This is a genomic window from Okeania sp. SIO2B3 (genome assembly GCF_010672525.1).
Taxonomy (GTDB): Bacteria; Cyanobacteriota; Cyanobacteriia; order Cyanobacteriales; family Microcoleaceae; genus Okeania.
Map to the genome: position 1 here is coordinate 344902 of NZ_JAAHGH010000005.1, position 17453 is coordinate 362354.

Consider the following 17453-nt stretch of genomic DNA (forward strand, 5'->3'; position numbering starts at 1 on the left):
TTTATTACAACTATTAGTGTTAAGTTTATTTAACTATTGTACCTGACATCAGACAAAGATGGGTGTGGGAGGTTTTTTCCTCGTTTCAGATTCTCAGTGGTTAGGTCTTATATTTAAGTGTAATGTTGAAATTATTTTCAAGCCTCACTATTATTATATTTGGTAATCATTTCATCCACGTTGATACTCACTTATTTTCATTGGTTAGTATTTTCAGATTAAGCATAAACTTTAGTTCACAAATAAAAAGTGATCTAATTTACTTTTGATAGCTTCTCTGAGTTTATGAGTTATTTTTCTACCTGTTATAGATAAAAATCTACATTCAATTTAAATAACAATTTAGTTGATTTATTCATTTCTTAAGCTCGTATTTTTTGCCAAAAAATCAGATTTTTAATTAAAGATTTATTTAAGGTTTTCTATGATTTACTCCACACAAAAAATATGTTATAATTAACTTACTACACAATTACTTTTATTTGTTTGAGTGCTATCTATGGCTTTACCACCATCATTAGAACGTATTGTTAACAAATTCAAACGGGCATCTTCTAATAAGTTGCGCTATGAACAACTGCTTTGGTACGCCAAAAAATTACCTGATTTTCCAGAAGCTGAAAAGATACCAGAAAACAAGGTTTATGGTTGTCAATCTCAGGTATATATTACTGCCAACTTAAATGATGGTAAGGTTTGGTATCAAGGAGATTCTGATGCTCAGTTAGTAAAGGGATTAGTGGCTTTATTAATTGAGGGAATTAATGGATTAACTCCTCAAGAAATAAATCAAATAACTCCAGATTTTATTCAAGAAACAGGTTTAAAAGCAAGCTTGACTCCTTCTCGTGCTAATGGTTTTTACAATATTTTTCAACTGATGAAAAGTCAAGCTAATGCTTATGCAAAATAACCTAGTGCGGCTACACGGAAGTTAAAAGTCATGCATTTAAAAGTCAAAAGTATTGATGGGTAAGGCTTTGAGGATTTTGTAACTGGTTAGTTATTTCTGCCATCCTGCACTGGTTAAAGATCGTTTAATCTATATGATTGAAACAAAAAAATAATTGACTTTTTTTAAAAAATATGGTAAATAAAAATCCACATTCCGCACCACAAAATGTAGTATAATAGAAGAAGGAGTTAGAACTCAGAACTCAGGAGTCAGAATTTAGGAGAAAATCATAGCTGCCGTGATTGAGTAAACAATCAAGCAAGTATTTATGCTTAATTGTTTACTCGGAATTTGATGAACGAAAAAAGTAATTGAGATGATTTACATAGTATAAATACTTATACTGTAATTATTGCTCTGCTGATTAAATCTCAAAGCACTGCTAAATAAAGGTAAGTACCTTTTTGGGGCCTTGAAAAAGTGCCTGGTTTCCAGTCTAAAACGCTCAAAAAGGAGCCTATTTTAGGCGCATAGTTGAGTAGAAAAATCCCAAATTGACAATTGTTACTCCTACCTCCTCGCTCCCGACCCTTTTCTCCTGTTTTCCCCTCCTGGGAGGGGTTAGGGGTGGGTTGTCTCTTGTCTCCTGTCTCCTACCCCTACTAAAAGACTTTTTCAGCAAACCCTAATTAGTTGATGTATGATGAGGACTCCCGATTATAATCGCGCTTATTTAACGACTAGATGAACGGCCATTTGCTGGTGCAGAAGCTCTCTGCTAATGCCCCTACTACCTAAGTACTTCTTCAATGATGTCCACAAGTTCAAAATAAGCATTTTGACTCAGACACTATAAAATTAGTCTTTTTTTAAAAAAACCTAGACAATTCTATTTTAACAAGTTTAGAATAAAGTAGTTTGATGAATTGTCTAAATTGGTTTTCAAAAAAAGTTATACTGTAGATAATTGTTGGAGGAAACATAAAAAATATGGATATGGAAGCCCTGAGAGAACGTGCGAGGCTTACCCGTGCAGAAGTAGCAGATCGGCTAGGCATCAGCGAAACCAGTGTTCGTAACTGGGAAACGGGGCGTACTGAACCAACAATGACTCCCCAAAAGTACCTAGAAATTCTGGATATATTAAAATGTACTCCAGAAGAATTAGCAGTAGCTAGTGACAAGTCTATTAGTCAACGCCACAAGCGCAAACCAGGTAGACCGAGAAAAACAATCGAAAATAATGACAATAATAATGGAGTAAGTGAGATAAAAAGTACAGAATCAGCAACTGGCCATTAAACAGATGTTGACATCCTCTCCGGCCTAAAGGCGCGGAGATTCCCTACTGAGCCGTAGGGACTTAAATATGATGAAGCAGAAATTTGAAGATGAGTAAATGTCACATTGTGATAATTTAGATCAATTTTATGGAGTAGTCATAAAAATAGTAAGCCTGGTGCAGCACTATCAAAGATGACAAAAACTCAATCAACAAAGCTCTAATTATTGATGATTTCAGTGTAAGTGCAGGAGTGAAAATTTTGAATAAGCTCGGTCTATTTAAGAAAAAATCTCCAGATGAACCAAAATTGCTAGTCGATGACATTCCCGAAGCTGTAAGAGATGAAGACAAAAGTCCAAAACAGCAACCTATTCAGTCTCAGAAAAAATGGCAGATTTGGAAATTATTAGGTGTAGGAGCGATCGCTCTGATAATTAGTATTGGCCTGCACTTCCAACTTAATCAAACTCAAGACAAAGCTTTTGTTAGCCAAATCAAACAAAATTTAGGTATAAAATTAGTTGAACCATCTCCAACTCCTACAGTAGTAACCCCCTCACCATCTCCGACTCCTTCTATTGAGCAGAAAGAAAATATTCTTGGACATTTGCCATATCAGGAAGCAACTTGGCAGGAATTAACACCAGTTTTTGGCAATCAAAATATCAGACTCCGCTCAAATGCAGCAGAAAGATTTAATGCCATGACAGATGCAGCTTGGGCCGCAAATATTAATTTGGTTCCTATTTCCGGGTTCAGAACTTTGGCAGATCAAGAGTATTTGTTTTTTGAGCTAAAGGCAAAGCGAGGACAAGCAACATATCAACGAGCTGAAGTTAGTGCGCCTCCCGGTTATAGCGAACATCATACAGGCTATGCCATTGATATTGGAGATGCTAGAGTACCAGATAGTTATCTCAAAGTTAGTTTTGAAAATACAAAAGCTTTCCAATGGTTGCAAGAAAATGCAGGTAACTATGGTTTTGAGTTATCGTTTCCGAGAGATAATCCTCAAGGTATTAGTTATGAACCCTGGCATTGGCGCTTTGTAGGCGATGGTCATAGTTCACAAACTTTTGAACAAGCTAGGTCACTTGAAGAAGAGCAACAAACTGAAAATTAGATATCTACTATTATACACTATATTTTCCTTGCTATATGAGACAAACTTCCCTGAATATTATTGCGATTAGTATTTTTATACTGACAATGTCTGCTTTACTCGGACCAATTTTTAATATATCCCCAGTAATACCCGCGGTCGCTACTTTTTCTGTGATGGTACTAGCTGCTATAGATACATTGGGATGGCAAGGTCAGGGAAGTATGATTATTGTAGACTTAGTGGAAGGTACATCCTCAGAAAGACGCGAACGGGTTATTCGTCACGAAGCTGGACATTTTTTGGTGGCTTATTTATTAGAAATTCCTGTTAGTGGGTATGCTCTCAGTGCATGGGAAGCATTTCGGCAAGGTCAGTCTGCTCAGGGTGGGGTTAGGTTTGATGACCAAAAGTTGGCTGCTCAGTTACAGAAAGGAATGATTTCTGAACAAACTATTGACCAATATTGTACTGTCTGGATGGCAGGTATTGCTGCAGAAGATTTAGTTTATGGTAATACTGAGGGTGGAGCAGAAGACCGGGCAAAAATTACAGTAATCTTAACACAATTAAAGCGCTCTACAGAATCTAAACTCAAACAAAGTTGGGCCTCCTTACAAGCACGTACTTTAATAGAAAATCATCAATCTGCTTATCAAGCATTAGTGACTGCGATGACACAGAGAGCTTCTGTATCTGAATGTTATCAAACAATTGAGGAAAATATTTCTGGCGATCGGGGATGATAATACCTTGAATTAATCCATCGGCATTTTCTCTAAGTTTTCTATCTAATTTTTCAATTCTTAATATCGCAGAAGCAGAGGGCTTAATTTTATTTGATAATGCTTTATTAAGAGCATCTCTAGTTAATAAAATTTCCATAACTTCCTGCTTTGACAGGGAAATATTAGAAGCTTTTAATTTTTCTAACGACTGTTCTAAAGTGTTTTGATAATGTTTTAAAAGAGTAACTTTCATCGCCTAACATTTCCCCCGAATATTAGCAAAGGTAAGGCAGAAGGCAGAAGTCAGAAGTAAACCCACCCCTAACCCCTCCCCTCCTGGGAGGGGAAGTAGGGGATTTGAGCAAACCTCCAAAAAGATTTCGCCTTAAAAAGCGGGGTGGCGCGACCCAATTATTTTGATAATTGATTTGATTTTTTGGCTTTGGTGATTTGAGATATGATATCCTGCTCGGATAAGAGCGCAAACAAAAAACTTTCTCTCTCTACTACTCTTTCTTCCCTCCTGAATTCCCCTCCTGGGAGGGGTTAGGGGTGGGTTAACTCCTGACTCCTGACTCCTATCTATTAAGTTTCCACCATAAACTCTTCTGGATCTACTCCCCAATTTACCCAAGTAATACCCCCCCTCGCTGTACTAATATCTGGTGGCACTCTTGTGGCATGAATATAATTTGTACTAGGGCAAGTCATTTTTAATAGATAAATGGGTTCAACATCAATATCATTATCTATTCTTAACAGAGTATATTCTCGCCAACTATCTAATTCTACTGCTTGCAGTTCCTGACAAATTCTACTGTAACCTATTCCTTGAATTAATACTCGTCGTAGTTCGGCATTTTTTTCTTCCAGTAACCACCGTACTTGCCATCGTTCGGGATATAATAATCCATATTTTTCTGGCAGCTTTACCCCATGATAAGCATAGATCCGATAACCATCAATAAACCTAATTGCCGACCCACCTTCAGCATGAAAACGATTTTGTTCGTCCAGAGATAACTTGATCGGGCGATCGCATACTAAACAAGTATTCTCTAGTGGCAACACAAACCCACATTCTTTGAACAACCCTTGAAGTGCCTGCCATTTTTTTTCGTTGTAACTACACTCAAGTACAGAGATACAGAAGTCGAGCATTTCAATAGAACTTGCCATCAAATTTTGGCTAATATTTGAGACTAACCCTATTGCATCCCCTATTTGTTGCAGGGGTTGCTTAATCTGTTCTTCCCACTCTCGTACTAGGGGTTGACTAGATAGATGTTGCCATATATTAACTTCTATCTGTTGTGATAGGGGTTGTCCAACTTGTTGCCAAATTAAATCTCCGAATCGAATTAAAGGATCTCCTCCAGGAAACTCTATTAGTTGTTGTCGCAACTGTTTTTGCTGCTGTTCCCAAATTTGCCTGATAATGCCACCTTGCCAGTGTACCCACAACTCACCTAATAATTCTGCGTGTTCAGCTAAAGCATCTTGCCAGATAAACATTAGCTGTAGTAATTCTTCATTGGGCAAATCATTTTCCAGTTTCAGCCATAGTTGCTGATCAATTTGACTTTCTATTTCTTCTGAGAGTTGAACTTGTAAGGAAGTTAGTAAGGGAGTGCCCAACATTTGCACTAAACGTTGAGGCGATCGCGATCCTATTATCTCTTTCATCGCATCTGGACTACTGATAAATAGAATCTCTGGGTCTGGTTTTCCCATCGCAGAATAAGCTGCGTTTACTGCATTTGTTGCCCTTTGCCTATCTATTGGGTAAGTTGACACCATATTCTTGTGCCACTTTTCCCGATACATTGGTATTAATGATTTTTGTTCTGTTGTTAGGTTTTCAATTTTAGTCTGCCACATAGTGCCATCCAAGAGGTTCATATTCTCGCTGAATGCGTACCATCCAATTTCCTTGAGGAATTTCGATTGACTTATGTTCCTCGTGGGTTAAAGTTACCTTTTCTGAAACAACTTTCAGGTACAGAGTGCCATCTTTTTCGCATAGCTCTGCATTTCCACGAGTAATACGATGAGAGTGTCCAGTAACTTCTCCCTCTGCTAAAGTCAGGTGAGATAGTTTTTTACCTGAAGTTAGCTTAACTGGTTGTAATATTACATCACCTTGTCGAATTGGCCGCATCGTTATTTTTCCCTAGCTTTAATAGTAACTACACAAAAAATATTTATTACACCCTGTAAATTCCATGATACATCATGCCACATTTGTCAATCAACTTTAATATTAAGTAGGTAGTTGTTAAAATTTATCCTTAGAGAAGGGGGGTTGGCACAGAGCAGAAAGCAGAAAGAAAGAGGCTTATGAGCTACTTTGATTTTTGTTAAATACTTTGTTTTTTTGTACTTATTTACTTTATCTATATAATTTATATGTTGATATATTTTCTAAAAGTAATGATATACATTGATTTAGTTATCTTTATATTTAATAAAGAATTTCCGTAATTTGATTTGTTGCTTTACTAAAGCAAAATTTTGATAAATTAAGTCTATATAGCTTCTTTATATTATTTTTATATTTTTTACAATTGTTTAATTTTTTTGACTTATAGCAAAGGAAGAATTTCTTATATCATGTCTCTTTAAATACCCACAAATAACATTGATGAGGAAGACCTTGCATCCTTGCTCGCCCTGTATCTTTTGTAAGATAGCTAATTAGACTGTAATTGTGCATTCAAAGTTTTCACAACTCGATCACGTGTTTCCTCCAGATGTGCTATAGTATAACGATCCATTTTTTTACCTCGCTTTTTAATTATCTTCTCCAAATCTTCATCAAGTTGTCGCAATTGATACCAAGCTAAACTTCGAGCATCTTCAGGCACAGTACGATTACGCAATACCATTGAAATTAGCAGATTTAAATGTTCCCGTTGCAGGGAGCGACGCATACTAGAAATCTTAACTTCTCCACCACTAGACTCTAAAACTTCCGTCCAGATACTATTTTGCAGAGTCTCGAAAAGTTCTGGTAGTTTCAAAGCATTATCTGGGGTTGTCTTCAACTCCAAATCTCGTAGACGAATCAAACGAATATTAGAAAGGAGCGATCGTAAAACTATCCTTTGCAGAAACAAAATATTATCTTGAATGGGATAATCTAAAGGAAACACTAAAACAGAACTTCCCCAATGTCGCCAACGTGATGGTGCTAACTTATTAAGTAAATTTGGTGCAAACTGAAACGCATCTCCAGCAAAAACATATTTATCTAGTATTTCTAATGCTTGGCGTTGTTGCTCTACAGGTATAGGTTCAAATGGTAATCGTCCATTAGTATTTTTCGTACTCTCCCGATTAAATGACTGACCGCCTACATATAAAGTAGCATCCATTATTTGCCGCATATAATAGAAGTATACCGTATCAAACATTACCCTGATTTCGCTGTAACTTTCATCACTTTGAGGAACGCGTTTTTCTAAACTTTCCCAAATATTCCGGGCGTTATCCAGTTGCCACTGAGAATAAATCAATATATCGTTACTAAGGTCAAACCTATTTGCTGCTGGATCGAGAATATCATAAGAATCTTCATCTGTAGCATAAGATAATTCTGGTTGAGACGCTCTTCTAGCAATCTCTTGTAAGAATCCTTTTTCACTTATATAGCTAGTCGTGCCACTGGGTTTATAACCGTATTCAATTGCCCAATCATCATAAGGACCAACTACAGTGGGAAAATAGTCTCCTTGTATTTTTCCTTGTGGAGCTATATTAACTGGTACATAATCCATTACAGATGCTACTAACCCTTTTGTTTGAGTAATAGTTGTATCGTTTAACTGTTCTGGTTCGAGCATTGTACTACCGTGGAAATTATGTCTCAGGCCAAGAGTATGTCCAACTTCGTGAGCAGTGAGATGTTTCAAGAACTGATTTACATATTTCTCCATTTCTCTGCTTTGGGGTCTAATGTTTTGCAAAGCATCCATTGCTACTGCTCCTATTGCCAACTGTTGAGATGACTCCCAACCAAAACAAATATGTTCTGATGAGTGAGAGTTTGATAATGACGACTTCCGAGAAGATTGATATTTTGCTTGTAGAGATTGAGGAATAATAGATTCTATACTGTTGTTTGAAGTATTAGTTTCTGTCTCACTTTCTAAATTTCCTAAATAGCGAGAATACATATTTAATACACAGGGATTGTAACTTTTTCCATCCTTGGTTTGAAAAGCTTGAGCAAGAGATTGATTTTGTAAAATTATGCTGCCTATTTCGCCATATTTAATATCCCTAATAATACCTGCATTGAGAATAATATCTGCATCTAAAATTTGCCCTGTTAAAGGATTTACACGGGAAGGACCTATCCCTCGAAACCAAGATTCAAAAGTAGTAGACCAACGAATTGTATTGTAACGAATATCAGCCGGGTCCCAAGTAGCATCATCAGGCATTTGTTTGGCTTGAATAGCATTAATAAATCCTGCTTTTTCAAAAGCTTTATTCCACATTAAAATTCCTTCTCGAATGGCATCGCGATATTCGATTGGTACTGTATTTTCTATCCAGAAAGTTATCGGTTCTAGGGGTGGAGATAAAGGAGCACTAGGAATTTGTTTTTCTAAATGCCATCTATTAATGTAACGAACATAAGGTTCTCTACGATTATTGTCAGAAACATCTTTATAAGCACTAATAAAATAACCTACTCTTTCATCTGCTAATCGAGGAATATAACCATTATTTCTTGGCAATTCAGAAAAACTGTAGCGAACTTTGAGGTTAAAAGCACGGCTATCTGGCACAGATTCTAAATATTCTGTATTATCTTCGTTTAAGATACCATAAACTGACTCTAGTTCTATGTTTAAAGGAAATGTTTTAGCATCACTAATATAAGACTTTGTTCGATCTATTGAGTAATCATCAGGCAAAGCTCCTTCTAATGATGGTAAATTCATTTCTCCTATTAATAAATTATCTAAGTCAATCAACAATGTTTTTCTTTGAGGATGAGTTGCTTCAATGGTCAGAGAATATAAAACTGAGTCACTAAAAGAACGTTTAATAGAACGAGCTTGAGGGTCTAATTCATTAGTCCTGAAATTGAGATTTGGCACCACAAATTGAATCCGTTCTTGATGTTGGCGCAATTGAAAGATAAAGTCACCCATTGGTAAGCCACTAATTAAACCTGCCTCGCCAATACCTGATTCTAAAGTTATGACAGAAAGGAAGTTTTTATTAAGTTGTTCTGGTTGAACTTCCATTAATGTTTTACCTGTTTCTTCATCCCTATAAATGGTAAACATCCCTTCTCGTTTCTCCAACCCATCAATTAATTTTTCATAAGAATCATCTATTTCTGTGGCACTAATAATTTGTTGTGGGTTTGCTGAAATATTGGTTGTTGAAGCTCTAGTTGTAGGAATGATAAATATAACCAGTAGAAATGATAAACAAAATAATAGTAATATGCTCGTAATTTGAATGATTTTTTGCGAAATTATTTTGCCTATATAGTTTTTCTGTTTATGGGTTTTATTTTGATCTATAATCCGCATAATTAATTAAAGAATAAGGAAGAAGTATAGTACGATGAGCAAATATTCAATTATAGCAATCTTATTCGAGTTGTGAGATATTGCAGATTTTAGGGAATAGACAATGAGAAACATCGAATCAATAACAATAACCGCGAATGATTTAGGATTGCTATATTTATAACTAATAGTACTAATAGTAAATTTTGTAATTTTTGTCCACCTTACCTAGTATGATGAATTTAAGCTCCTTTTTTCTCTATGATAATCGGAAAATTTATAGACTGCCATATAGTATAGTGGGGCTTACACAACTTTTAGAGCTTTAATATAGCCCAAACTCTCTTTATGATATAGTATCTGGATAATTATTTATCGTACGATCGGCGGAGTCAGAAGTCAGTAGGAAGAAAGTGGGAATTATCTGGGGATATTCCAGCATTTTATGTCTGCATTAATCTGCATTAAGATGATAAATAAAAGTGGATTACTTCTCCAAATACTAGGATGAACTCGTTCAACAATTAATAATTAATAATTAATAATTACCTCTCCTTTAAAACGGATAGGATTGACTAATAATGAAAATTTTTCTTTCTCCTACCTTCTGCCTTTAAGCCAAAAATTTCTGTATTCTATGTTAATGAAAACCACTGTAAGTTTGACACCCCACTACAACCAACCACCCCAAGGACTAACCTCAAGTACACCTGCTGGAGTCATTACCACCCGGAATAGTGCAAAAGATTGTTTCTGTGTTACAATTTTAGAATTAGCATTACTTAAGAGCTTGGGTAAAGGCGTTTGCTCTGTATAATCTTGAGCAAATTGATTTATAGATTCAAAACTAACTATTGCTCCATCCTCATTTACTCTCACCCGAAATACTAAATCTTCATACCAAGTAGGAGTATGTTGCCAACTTTGGTCAATTTTGTCATACAGCTTTTGGTTTAACTTCTCTAACTGAGCTATATCAGTAATCTCTGAAACAACAACTATCTCTGCTTCTTTCTTCACAACAGATGCTTGAGTTGCATTCTCTAACTCGTGATGACTCAAACCAGATACAGACCACAATTTAATAGTCCCATCAGCACTACCACTAGCTAAAGTTTGACTATCAGGATTAAACTGTAAAGACCAAACCGCTTGAGAATGACCAGTTAAGGTTTCCAGTAATTCTTCTGTATTCACCTGCCACAGATGAATATCTCTATCGTAACTACCACTTGCAAGAGTTTGGCTATCAGAGCTAAAAGCAACAGACAAAACTGCTTGAGAATGCCCCTCAAAAATGCTTTGTAGCTGACCAGTATCTACTTGCCATAACTTAACAGTTCGGTCTTGACTGCCACTTGCCAAAAATTTACCATCAGGACTAAAAGCGATCGCCCAAACTGTATTTTGATGTGCTGCTAATGAATGGAGTTGCTTACCTGTATTCAACTGCCAAGTCTTGATTTGACCATTCTGAAAACCACTGGCAAGTATCTCTCCATCAGAACTAAAAGTTAGAGAAGTTATAGGAGCTGAATGTTGAAAGCTACCCTCAATAGAACCAGTTTTGAGATTCCATAGCTTAATCATGCCATTATAACTACCACTGGCAAGTATTTTTCCATCAGCACTAATAGCTATAGCTTTCACATCATCGATATGACCTGCAATAGTTCGGATAAGAGTGCCATTTGTAAGGTCCCAAAGTTTAATGCGGTTATCCCAACTACCACTAGCAAGAATTTTGCCATCTGGACTAATAGCAATAGATTCAATAGCGTCAGCATGAGCATTGATGGTATGAAGTAACTGATTATTGTTTAAATCCCAAATTTTGATGACACCACCATAACCACCACTAGCTAAAGTTTGACCATCAGGAGTAATAGCAACTGTATAAACCCATCCCAGATTTTGGGCAATAGTTTTCTCAGAACGGTTTTTTGTTTGTGTTTGTTGAAGCAAATTGTTAGTTGAAATTAGTCGGGAATGCCATAACCCTAAACCACTAATTCCTGTGACAATAGTTAATGCTATTACTGTAGAATATTTCCGCAAAAAAGGTCTGTGAAGTATATATTTTAATCCTATCATTGTTCAGTTTTCCTCTCAAAAATATGAAAATAAGTTAATTCTTAAAAAGCTTTTTTTGACAGAATGCTCCGCAAACATATACCATTATTCATGCACTACCTTTTTAGGCTGAAGTGCTAATAGCTGATAGCTGAATGCTTACTTAATTTTTGACAGTTTATTTTGATGTTCTCTCATTTTTCTCACAAGAAACAAAACTGTTATAGTTGTAATTCCCACAATTCCCAATGGAGTAAGATAACTCCAATGACCCCACATTTTGTCGATGACGTGCCAGACTAAGAGAAACATTGCTAAATAAGTTAGTTCATGTAGTTTCTTCCAATTTCTCTTCAACTTTTTCACGCTCCAATCATTAGAAGTAATTGTTAGTAGGGTGAAAATAATAAAAGTTACAACTCCTTGTACATATATCCAATAAGTTTGAAGAGCGAAAAAATCAAAGTTTCTCTTACGAACTAATAAAACTCCGTGACCAAGAGCAAATAAAAAGGCAACTATACCAATTTGACGGCGATACTTCAGCAACAATTTGGGAATTTCAGTTTTTTTGGTTCTGGGGAAAACAATTCTCAAAGTTGTTGGTAGTAAAGTGATGATGTAGGAAATTAATGCGAAGAAACCTAAGTAATTAGCAAGTGGTGATGTATCTAGCATAATTAATAATTGATAATTGATAATGAGAATTTATGGCCTCTTCTTTGAAACAGGAATAAACCAAAATTTTTATTATTGTTAATTCTCTAAATTTTCAGAAGAGGCAAAAGAAAGTCAGAAGTTAGAAGTCAGAAATTAGAACTGATGACTGAGTTCAACCAAGCTCAATAAAATCATTAGCACCAATGGAACTTTCGGCAACTCCCTGTAAAGTAATTGAAAGTTGGTCAACACTAATACGAGTGTCATTACCGATCTGAGAAATACTCAATTGCTCAAAACTCAGACCATCCTCTAAACCTATGGCATCTATTCCATCTTCAAAATCAACAATAATATCGTTTCCATGACCCAACGCAAAATCAAAGCGATCGCCACCAGGTCCCCCAATTAAAACGTCATCACCCCGATGGCCGCCAATAATATCGATACCTGCACCACCATCAACTATATCGTTACCCTTACCCCCATAAAGCAAGTCGTTACCATCCCCACCAGGAATGAGATCGTCTTGACGATGACCAGATATGAAATTATTGTCAGGAGTGCCTATTAATTCATCGCTCTCATCTGTACCGAAAGTCTCACTAGGAGAAATAAGAGACCGAGTAGCTGACCACACACTCTCCCCTACTTCTCTTCCTAAGGAGCGACCATTGATATCTCCATCATCAAAATGAATACCTCCAAAAATACGAGAAATACCAGCTTCGTCAGCAGCGTCGCTAAAAGTTGCCCACTCTAGAGTTATAGGTTCTTGTGGAGTCACACCAGGTTCAAAACGAGACTCACCTTCTGCAAAACTGACTGAAGCACCAAAATCATCACTACCAGAAAACCGTTGCAAAATTTCCGCACCCGCAGCACTAAAAGTACTGTGTCCAGATACATATTCTGCAAAAGGAGGAGAGGGGTCGCCACCAGGGGTTTGAAAGGTGAGAAAATCAGTTGCCAAAATAGTTTGAGTCCCTTCTCCCGGACCTGCCCAAGCATCTATGGCAAAACCACCAAGTTCTGGATTAAATTCTCCTATTAAACCTAGTTCTCCTAACTCCCGTATTGTGCGCACAGGTCGAGCATAATCATAAAAAGTTTTAGCGTCCCAAGCAGCAACACCAGCATCAAATACTGCGTTACCCATGTTAAAGAACAGTTTGGCATCTTGGTCTAAAGTATGATTATCCCTGGCAGAAACAAATTGTCCGAAAGTCATCCAAGTTCCGGGTGGAAAGGATGTACCACCTCCATCTTCCCAAAATTCGGCGACTAATTTTTGTTCGTCTGTGAGGTTAGCACTGAGATCGACAACTCTTTGTGCTTGTTGAATAAACCCAGGGTTGATAATTGTACCAACAATATCGGGAGTAATATTCACCACAGACTGGTCTGCTAGAGTAATTGTACGTGCTTCTAAGTCTACTTCACCATCTACTAACAAAAATGGTTCTGGTGCTTCTGGTCTTATTTCTTCCAGGGATGTGAGACTAAAGGGTTTAACGTTTCCCCACTGAGGTGTTAAGAATCTTTGTATTCTTTGTTCTTCCCCGGGTAAAGCATCAATAGGCACTCGTTCGGGAGTCCAAAGCTCAATGTTAGTAGTTTCTCCAGGGAGATTAGTGGGTTGATAACCGCTAATGTCAGAATAGGGAGTACCGTCACCATTGGGGTCATTTCCTAGTTGGTTGGAGCCATCATTACGACGGAATGTTAATAGTGCTTCGGCGGAGACATTACCAATACCAGCAGCAGTAGTAGTATCTGTGGTGGTATTGTTGGGGTCGAAACCCAATTGCGCCATTACGTCATTGAAAATTTCTACTTGAGTGGGAAAGAGTTCAGTTAGTACCCGATACGCAGAAAAACTCATAGCTTCAGTTTTGTTAGCATCGGTGTTTTCTGACTGGGGACGTTGGAGGTTGTCTCCTAGCTGAGTTGATGTAGCTAATGAGTCGTAAGCACTCCAAGCATCATAAGTAGCTGTGTGTAGGATACTGTAAGCACGGGAGGCAACAGTCGGACCGGGGGCGGTATTGATGACTGCTTTTTGTACTGCTCTATCCCAGAGTACGGAAATGCTTGGTGAAGCATCTTCTACTGTGACAAGTTGAGTTTCAGGATCTACGGTCAGGTTGATGTTGTCAGCATTGTTGGAAATTTGCTGAATTTGTCTGTTAGAGTTATCCATATTTTTTTCCTTGGTGTAAAGAATTAATTTTGATGATTCGGTGAAGTGATACCGTTTCACGGAAGTCAGAATTCATATATAATCGGGTTGAACAGTTGTCATTGCGACAGTATTCTGCAGGAAGGTAATCTCCTAAACCTCTGAGATTACTTCCTTCCACTCTGTTCCAGTCGCAATGACTTGGGTTTCTTTACAAACGCTCTATACTGTTAATTAGCCAGCAACTTGTATGTTTATCCCAAATCAAGTTAAACCTGAGAATTTGCTCTATCTCTCTATTGGATGACATCAAGTACCTTAATCTGACGTCTACGGTAGAATAATAAGAATTTGCAGATATCCTATAGGTATTCAGCACGTCTACTCTTTTTACTTGTTTGTCCCACCAGTGCTTATAGGAGCTATATCCTGTGCTATTTTCCTGAAAATGGGAAGATAAAGATCTCCAACTTGTTTGGTAATTGCTGCTGTTGATATTGCTATAGTAATCTGAAACTGCTTGTTCCGCAGGAGGTCTGTAAATGATGTGAGGTTTAGGTTCAACATTTCTTGGTTGCGGACATTCGTCAAATAATACGCAATCAAGAATTTTTTCCAAAGGATACTCTAAAAGAAATGCTGCTTCACATGAAGATAGGCTAGAACCTAAGATACAGAGACTGAGGAATAAAGTGATTCTCGAAGCTATTGTCATAATGTTTATCCTCTGTAAACATAGCTTTTATCTATTTTGTGGTTAGAGCTTTGTGCATTTAGGAAGGTACTGTTGCTATCAGTTTAATTTTGTCCTCCGATAATATAAGGAAGATGTTAATCATTCGTCCTAACGCGGCCGTATGTATCAACTTAGTCATCCTTAATTTAACTTTGCTGTTTATACTATATATAATATATGCAAGAAATGTCAAGACCCTGTATATTTTTTTTTAAAAGGCTAAAACCTTTATTTAACAAGCTTTATAGCTTTAGTTCAGTTTTATATATGATTAGTATCTGCAGCTAAAACCACAAAAATATATATACAGTATAGTTGTTTTTGATATATATAACATCATATATATAGTTAGCCTTATGAGTTATTTCCTCAACTGAGCCGACTCAGTCATATTTCACGAAACGGGTTACTACTGCCCTAAAATGTCCACAGCTAAAACTATAAAATTATATATATGGATATGGTTGGCCTATGGCATTTGATATCCCGTGTATAGATTGTAGAAATCCATAGCTCAAATTAAGTTCATGTTCCAGTACAATATATATACTTAAAAGAAGCTAAGTATATCGGAAGGAAAATATATTGATGTCTCAATTACCCCAAGAATTTCTCAAGCAATTAACGACTGAAGCTACTAAGGTTAAGCTGTCTGAGGAAGAACACAGAACATTGATCGTCGCTCTTGAGGGTCTGTCAATTAAAGAAATAGCTGAGAGAGAAGATATTTCTGAGGTCGCTATCCAAAAAAGACTAGGAAAAATTTACAAAAAATTTGGCATTACTAGCACTGGCCCGGGAAAGTTGATGGAGCTGAAATATTTACTTGAGTCAAAATATCAATCTCAAACCGGAGTCAAGCAGGAGTTTAAAACTGAAGATAAGTATTATTCTTTGGAAGAAGCACCACGACCAACTAATTTTTATGGGCGAGAAGAACAACTTAAGAAACTTGAAAAATGGATAATTAAGGATAAGTGTCAACTTTTGGCAATTTTAGGAAAAGGTGGTATTGGTAAAACAGCCTTATCAGTTCAACTAATTGAAAGAATTAAAAATAATTTTGATTATGTTATCTGGCGATCGCTCCGTAATGCACCAGATTTTATTAAGATTGTAGGGGATTTAATTGATATTTTGTCTGGGAAATCTACTACTTATTCAAAAGGAGAAAATGAATCTACTACTCAGTTAGAACCAGAAAAACGAGAAAAAATAGAAAATGAGATGATTTCGACATTAATGAAGTATTTGAGAGAGCGTCGTTGTTTGATTATTTTCGATAATCTAGAGACAATTTTAAAGGTTAATGAGTTTGTCGGACATTATCAAGATAAATATAAAGGATATGGCAGACTTTTAATAGGTTTAGGAGAGCAAAAACATCAAAGCTGCATATTAATTACAAGTCGAGAAAAACCGAGAGAAATTGCTCTTTTAGCACAAGAAGAAATAGAAGATGAAGAAATAGAAGATGAAGAAATACAACCTGTTCGTTCCTTACAATTAGGAGGACTCAGGGAGCCAGCAAAAAAAATTCTCGAAGCTAAGAAATTATCTGGAGAAGATATGTGGAAACCTTTGATTAAACTTTATGAAGGTAATCCTCTCGGTTTGAAATTAATTTCAACTACTATTCAACAGCTTTACGGAGGAGATGTGAGTGAATTTTTAAATCAAACATTAACTTATGTGGTTAGGGGATTTGGAGATATGATCAAAGAACAGTTTAAACGCATGACACCTTTAGAAAAAGAAATTGTCTATTGGCTAGCTCTTGAATCTCGTTTATCTATAGAAAATTTGAAAAAAAAATTTATCTCACCTCCTCGACAAATAGGTGATATTTTGAATGCTTTACAATCATTAAATGACCGATATATGATTGAGAAAGAAGGAGCTGATTGGAACTTACAGGATACTATTCGGGAATGCGTACTTCATCAATTTGTCAAGCAAATTTGTCAGGAAATTATAGACTACGAGACAATGGAAAATATTAAGCTTATTAGAAGTCACAAGTTTACATATAGCAATAATACTAAGAAGAATGAGATTAACTCTCCTTTAAAATTAATTGAAAATAAGTTATACAGTCTGGAATATTTTAGAAGTCCCAAAGAGGTAATTGAAAGACTACAAGAAATTCAGAAAATTCTAGAAGGAAAATCCCAACTAGAAATAGGATATGCGGATGAAAATGTTCGGGAACTTTTAGAGGAATTTCAGCGGAAATAACGAAGATATCTGTTTGG

General features: G+C 36.4%; 12 protein-coding genes. 5 read left to right on the top strand and 7 right to left on the bottom strand.

Features of this window, described 5'->3' with window-relative positions; all coding sequences use genetic code 11:
• Positions 1–499 precede the first annotated feature (499 nt).
• From F6K15_RS07070 to F6K15_RS07085, 4 genes are all read left to right on the top strand, one after another.
• Positions 500–913 carry a SufE family protein gene (locus F6K15_RS07070; RefSeq protein WP_293058876.1) on the top strand — a complete coding sequence of 138 codons (414 nt, stop codon included), beginning with the start codon at positions 500–502 and terminating at the stop codon, positions 911–913.
• A 972-nt stretch (positions 914–1885) separates the two neighbouring features.
• Complete coding sequence (locus F6K15_RS07075) at positions 1886–2197, top strand: DNA-binding transcriptional regulator (protein ID WP_293058879.1); 312 nt, start codon at positions 1886–1888, stop codon at positions 2195–2197.
• Between the two features lie 233 nt (positions 2198–2430).
• Positions 2431–3303, top strand: coding sequence for a D-alanyl-D-alanine carboxypeptidase family protein (locus tag F6K15_RS07080; protein WP_293058882.1), 873 nt, complete (start codon positions 2431–2433; stop codon positions 3301–3303).
• A 35-nt stretch (positions 3304–3338) separates the two neighbouring features.
• Positions 3339–4028 carry an ATP-dependent Zn protease gene (locus F6K15_RS07085; RefSeq protein WP_293058885.1) on the top strand — a complete coding sequence of 230 codons (690 nt, stop codon included), beginning with the start codon at positions 3339–3341 and terminating at the stop codon, positions 4026–4028.
• 567 nt (positions 4029–4595) lie between these two features.
• On the opposite strand, the gene F6K15_RS07090 is transcribed toward F6K15_RS07085, so the two are convergent.
• The 7 genes from F6K15_RS07090 to F6K15_RS07120 all read right to left on the bottom strand — a co-directional run bounded on the left by F6K15_RS07090 (position 4596) and on the right by F6K15_RS07120 (position 15177).
• Positions 4596–5891: a DUF6745 domain-containing protein gene (locus F6K15_RS07090; RefSeq protein ID WP_293058888.1), complete on the bottom strand. Its 1296-nt coding sequence runs from the start codon at positions 5889–5891 to the stop codon at positions 4596–4598.
• A complete protein-coding gene (locus tag F6K15_RS07095) occupies positions 5878–6171 on the bottom strand; it encodes a hypothetical protein (protein WP_293058891.1) in 294 nt (97 codons plus the stop codon). The genes F6K15_RS07090 and F6K15_RS07095 overlap by 14 nt, the downstream gene beginning before the upstream one ends.
• A 532-nt stretch (positions 6172–6703) precedes the next feature.
• A complete protein-coding gene (locus F6K15_RS07100; protein WP_293058894.1) occupies positions 6704–9568 on the bottom strand; it encodes a zinc-dependent metalloprotease in 2865 nt (954 codons plus the stop codon).
• Between the two features lie 651 nt (positions 9569–10219).
• Positions 10220–11641: a WD40 repeat domain-containing protein gene (locus tag F6K15_RS07105; RefSeq protein WP_293058897.1), complete on the bottom strand. Its 1422-nt coding sequence runs from the start codon at positions 11639–11641 to the stop codon at positions 10220–10222.
• Between the two features lie 138 nt (positions 11642–11779).
• Positions 11780–12298, bottom strand: a complete 519-nt coding sequence (locus tag F6K15_RS07110) for a ferric reductase-like transmembrane domain-containing protein (RefSeq protein WP_293058900.1) — start codon at positions 12296–12298, stop codon at positions 11780–11782.
• Between the two features lie 154 nt (positions 12299–12452).
• A complete protein-coding gene (locus F6K15_RS07115) occupies positions 12453–14483 on the bottom strand; it encodes a DUF6851 domain-containing protein (RefSeq protein ID WP_293058902.1) in 2031 nt (676 codons plus the stop codon).
• A 190-nt stretch (positions 14484–14673) separates the two neighbouring features.
• Complete coding sequence (locus tag F6K15_RS07120; RefSeq protein ID WP_293058905.1) at positions 14674–15177, bottom strand: hypothetical protein; 504 nt, start codon at positions 15175–15177, stop codon at positions 14674–14676.
• Positions 15178–15786: 609 nt separating this feature from the next.
• Between F6K15_RS07120 and F6K15_RS07125 the strand changes: the two genes are divergently transcribed.
• On the top strand, positions 15787–17436 hold the full coding sequence (locus F6K15_RS07125) for an NB-ARC domain-containing protein (protein ID WP_293058908.1): 1650 nt from the start codon (positions 15787–15789) through the stop codon (positions 17434–17436).
• The last annotated feature ends 17 nt before the right edge of the window (positions 17437–17453 follow it).

Bases quoted from the DNA above. Each gene is read 5' to 3' on its own strand.
- F6K15_RS07115 (WP_293058902.1), bottom strand. From the start codon at position 14,483: ATGGATAACTCTAACAGACAAATTCAGCAAATTTCCAACAATGCTGAC.
- F6K15_RS07100 (WP_293058894.1), bottom strand. From the start codon at position 9,568: ATGCGGATTATAGATCAAAATAAAACCCATAAACAGAAAAACTATATA.
- F6K15_RS07110 (WP_293058900.1), bottom strand. From the start codon at position 12,298: ATGCTAGATACATCACCACTTGCTAATTACTTAGGTTTCTTCGCATTA.
- F6K15_RS07105 (WP_293058897.1), bottom strand. From the start codon at position 11,641: ATGATAGGATTAAAATATATACTTCACAGACCTTTTTTGCGGAAATAT.
- F6K15_RS07085 (WP_293058885.1), top strand. From the start codon at position 3,339: ATGAGACAAACTTCCCTGAATATTATTGCGATTAGTATTTTTATACTG.
- F6K15_RS07075 (WP_293058879.1), top strand. From the start codon at position 1,886: ATGGATATGGAAGCCCTGAGAGAACGTGCGAGGCTTACCCGTGCAGAA.
- F6K15_RS07090 (WP_293058888.1), bottom strand. From the start codon at position 5,891: ATGTGGCAGACTAAAATTGAAAACCTAACAACAGAACAAAAATCATTA.
- F6K15_RS07120 (WP_293058905.1), bottom strand. From the start codon at position 15,177: ATGACAATAGCTTCGAGAATCACTTTATTCCTCAGTCTCTGTATCTTA.
- F6K15_RS07070 (WP_293058876.1), top strand. From the start codon at position 500: ATGGCTTTACCACCATCATTAGAACGTATTGTTAACAAATTCAAACGG.
- F6K15_RS07095 (WP_293058891.1), bottom strand. From the start codon at position 6,171: ATGCGGCCAATTCGACAAGGTGATGTAATATTACAACCAGTTAAGCTA.
- F6K15_RS07125 (WP_293058908.1), top strand. From the start codon at position 15,787: ATGTCTCAATTACCCCAAGAATTTCTCAAGCAATTAACGACTGAAGCT.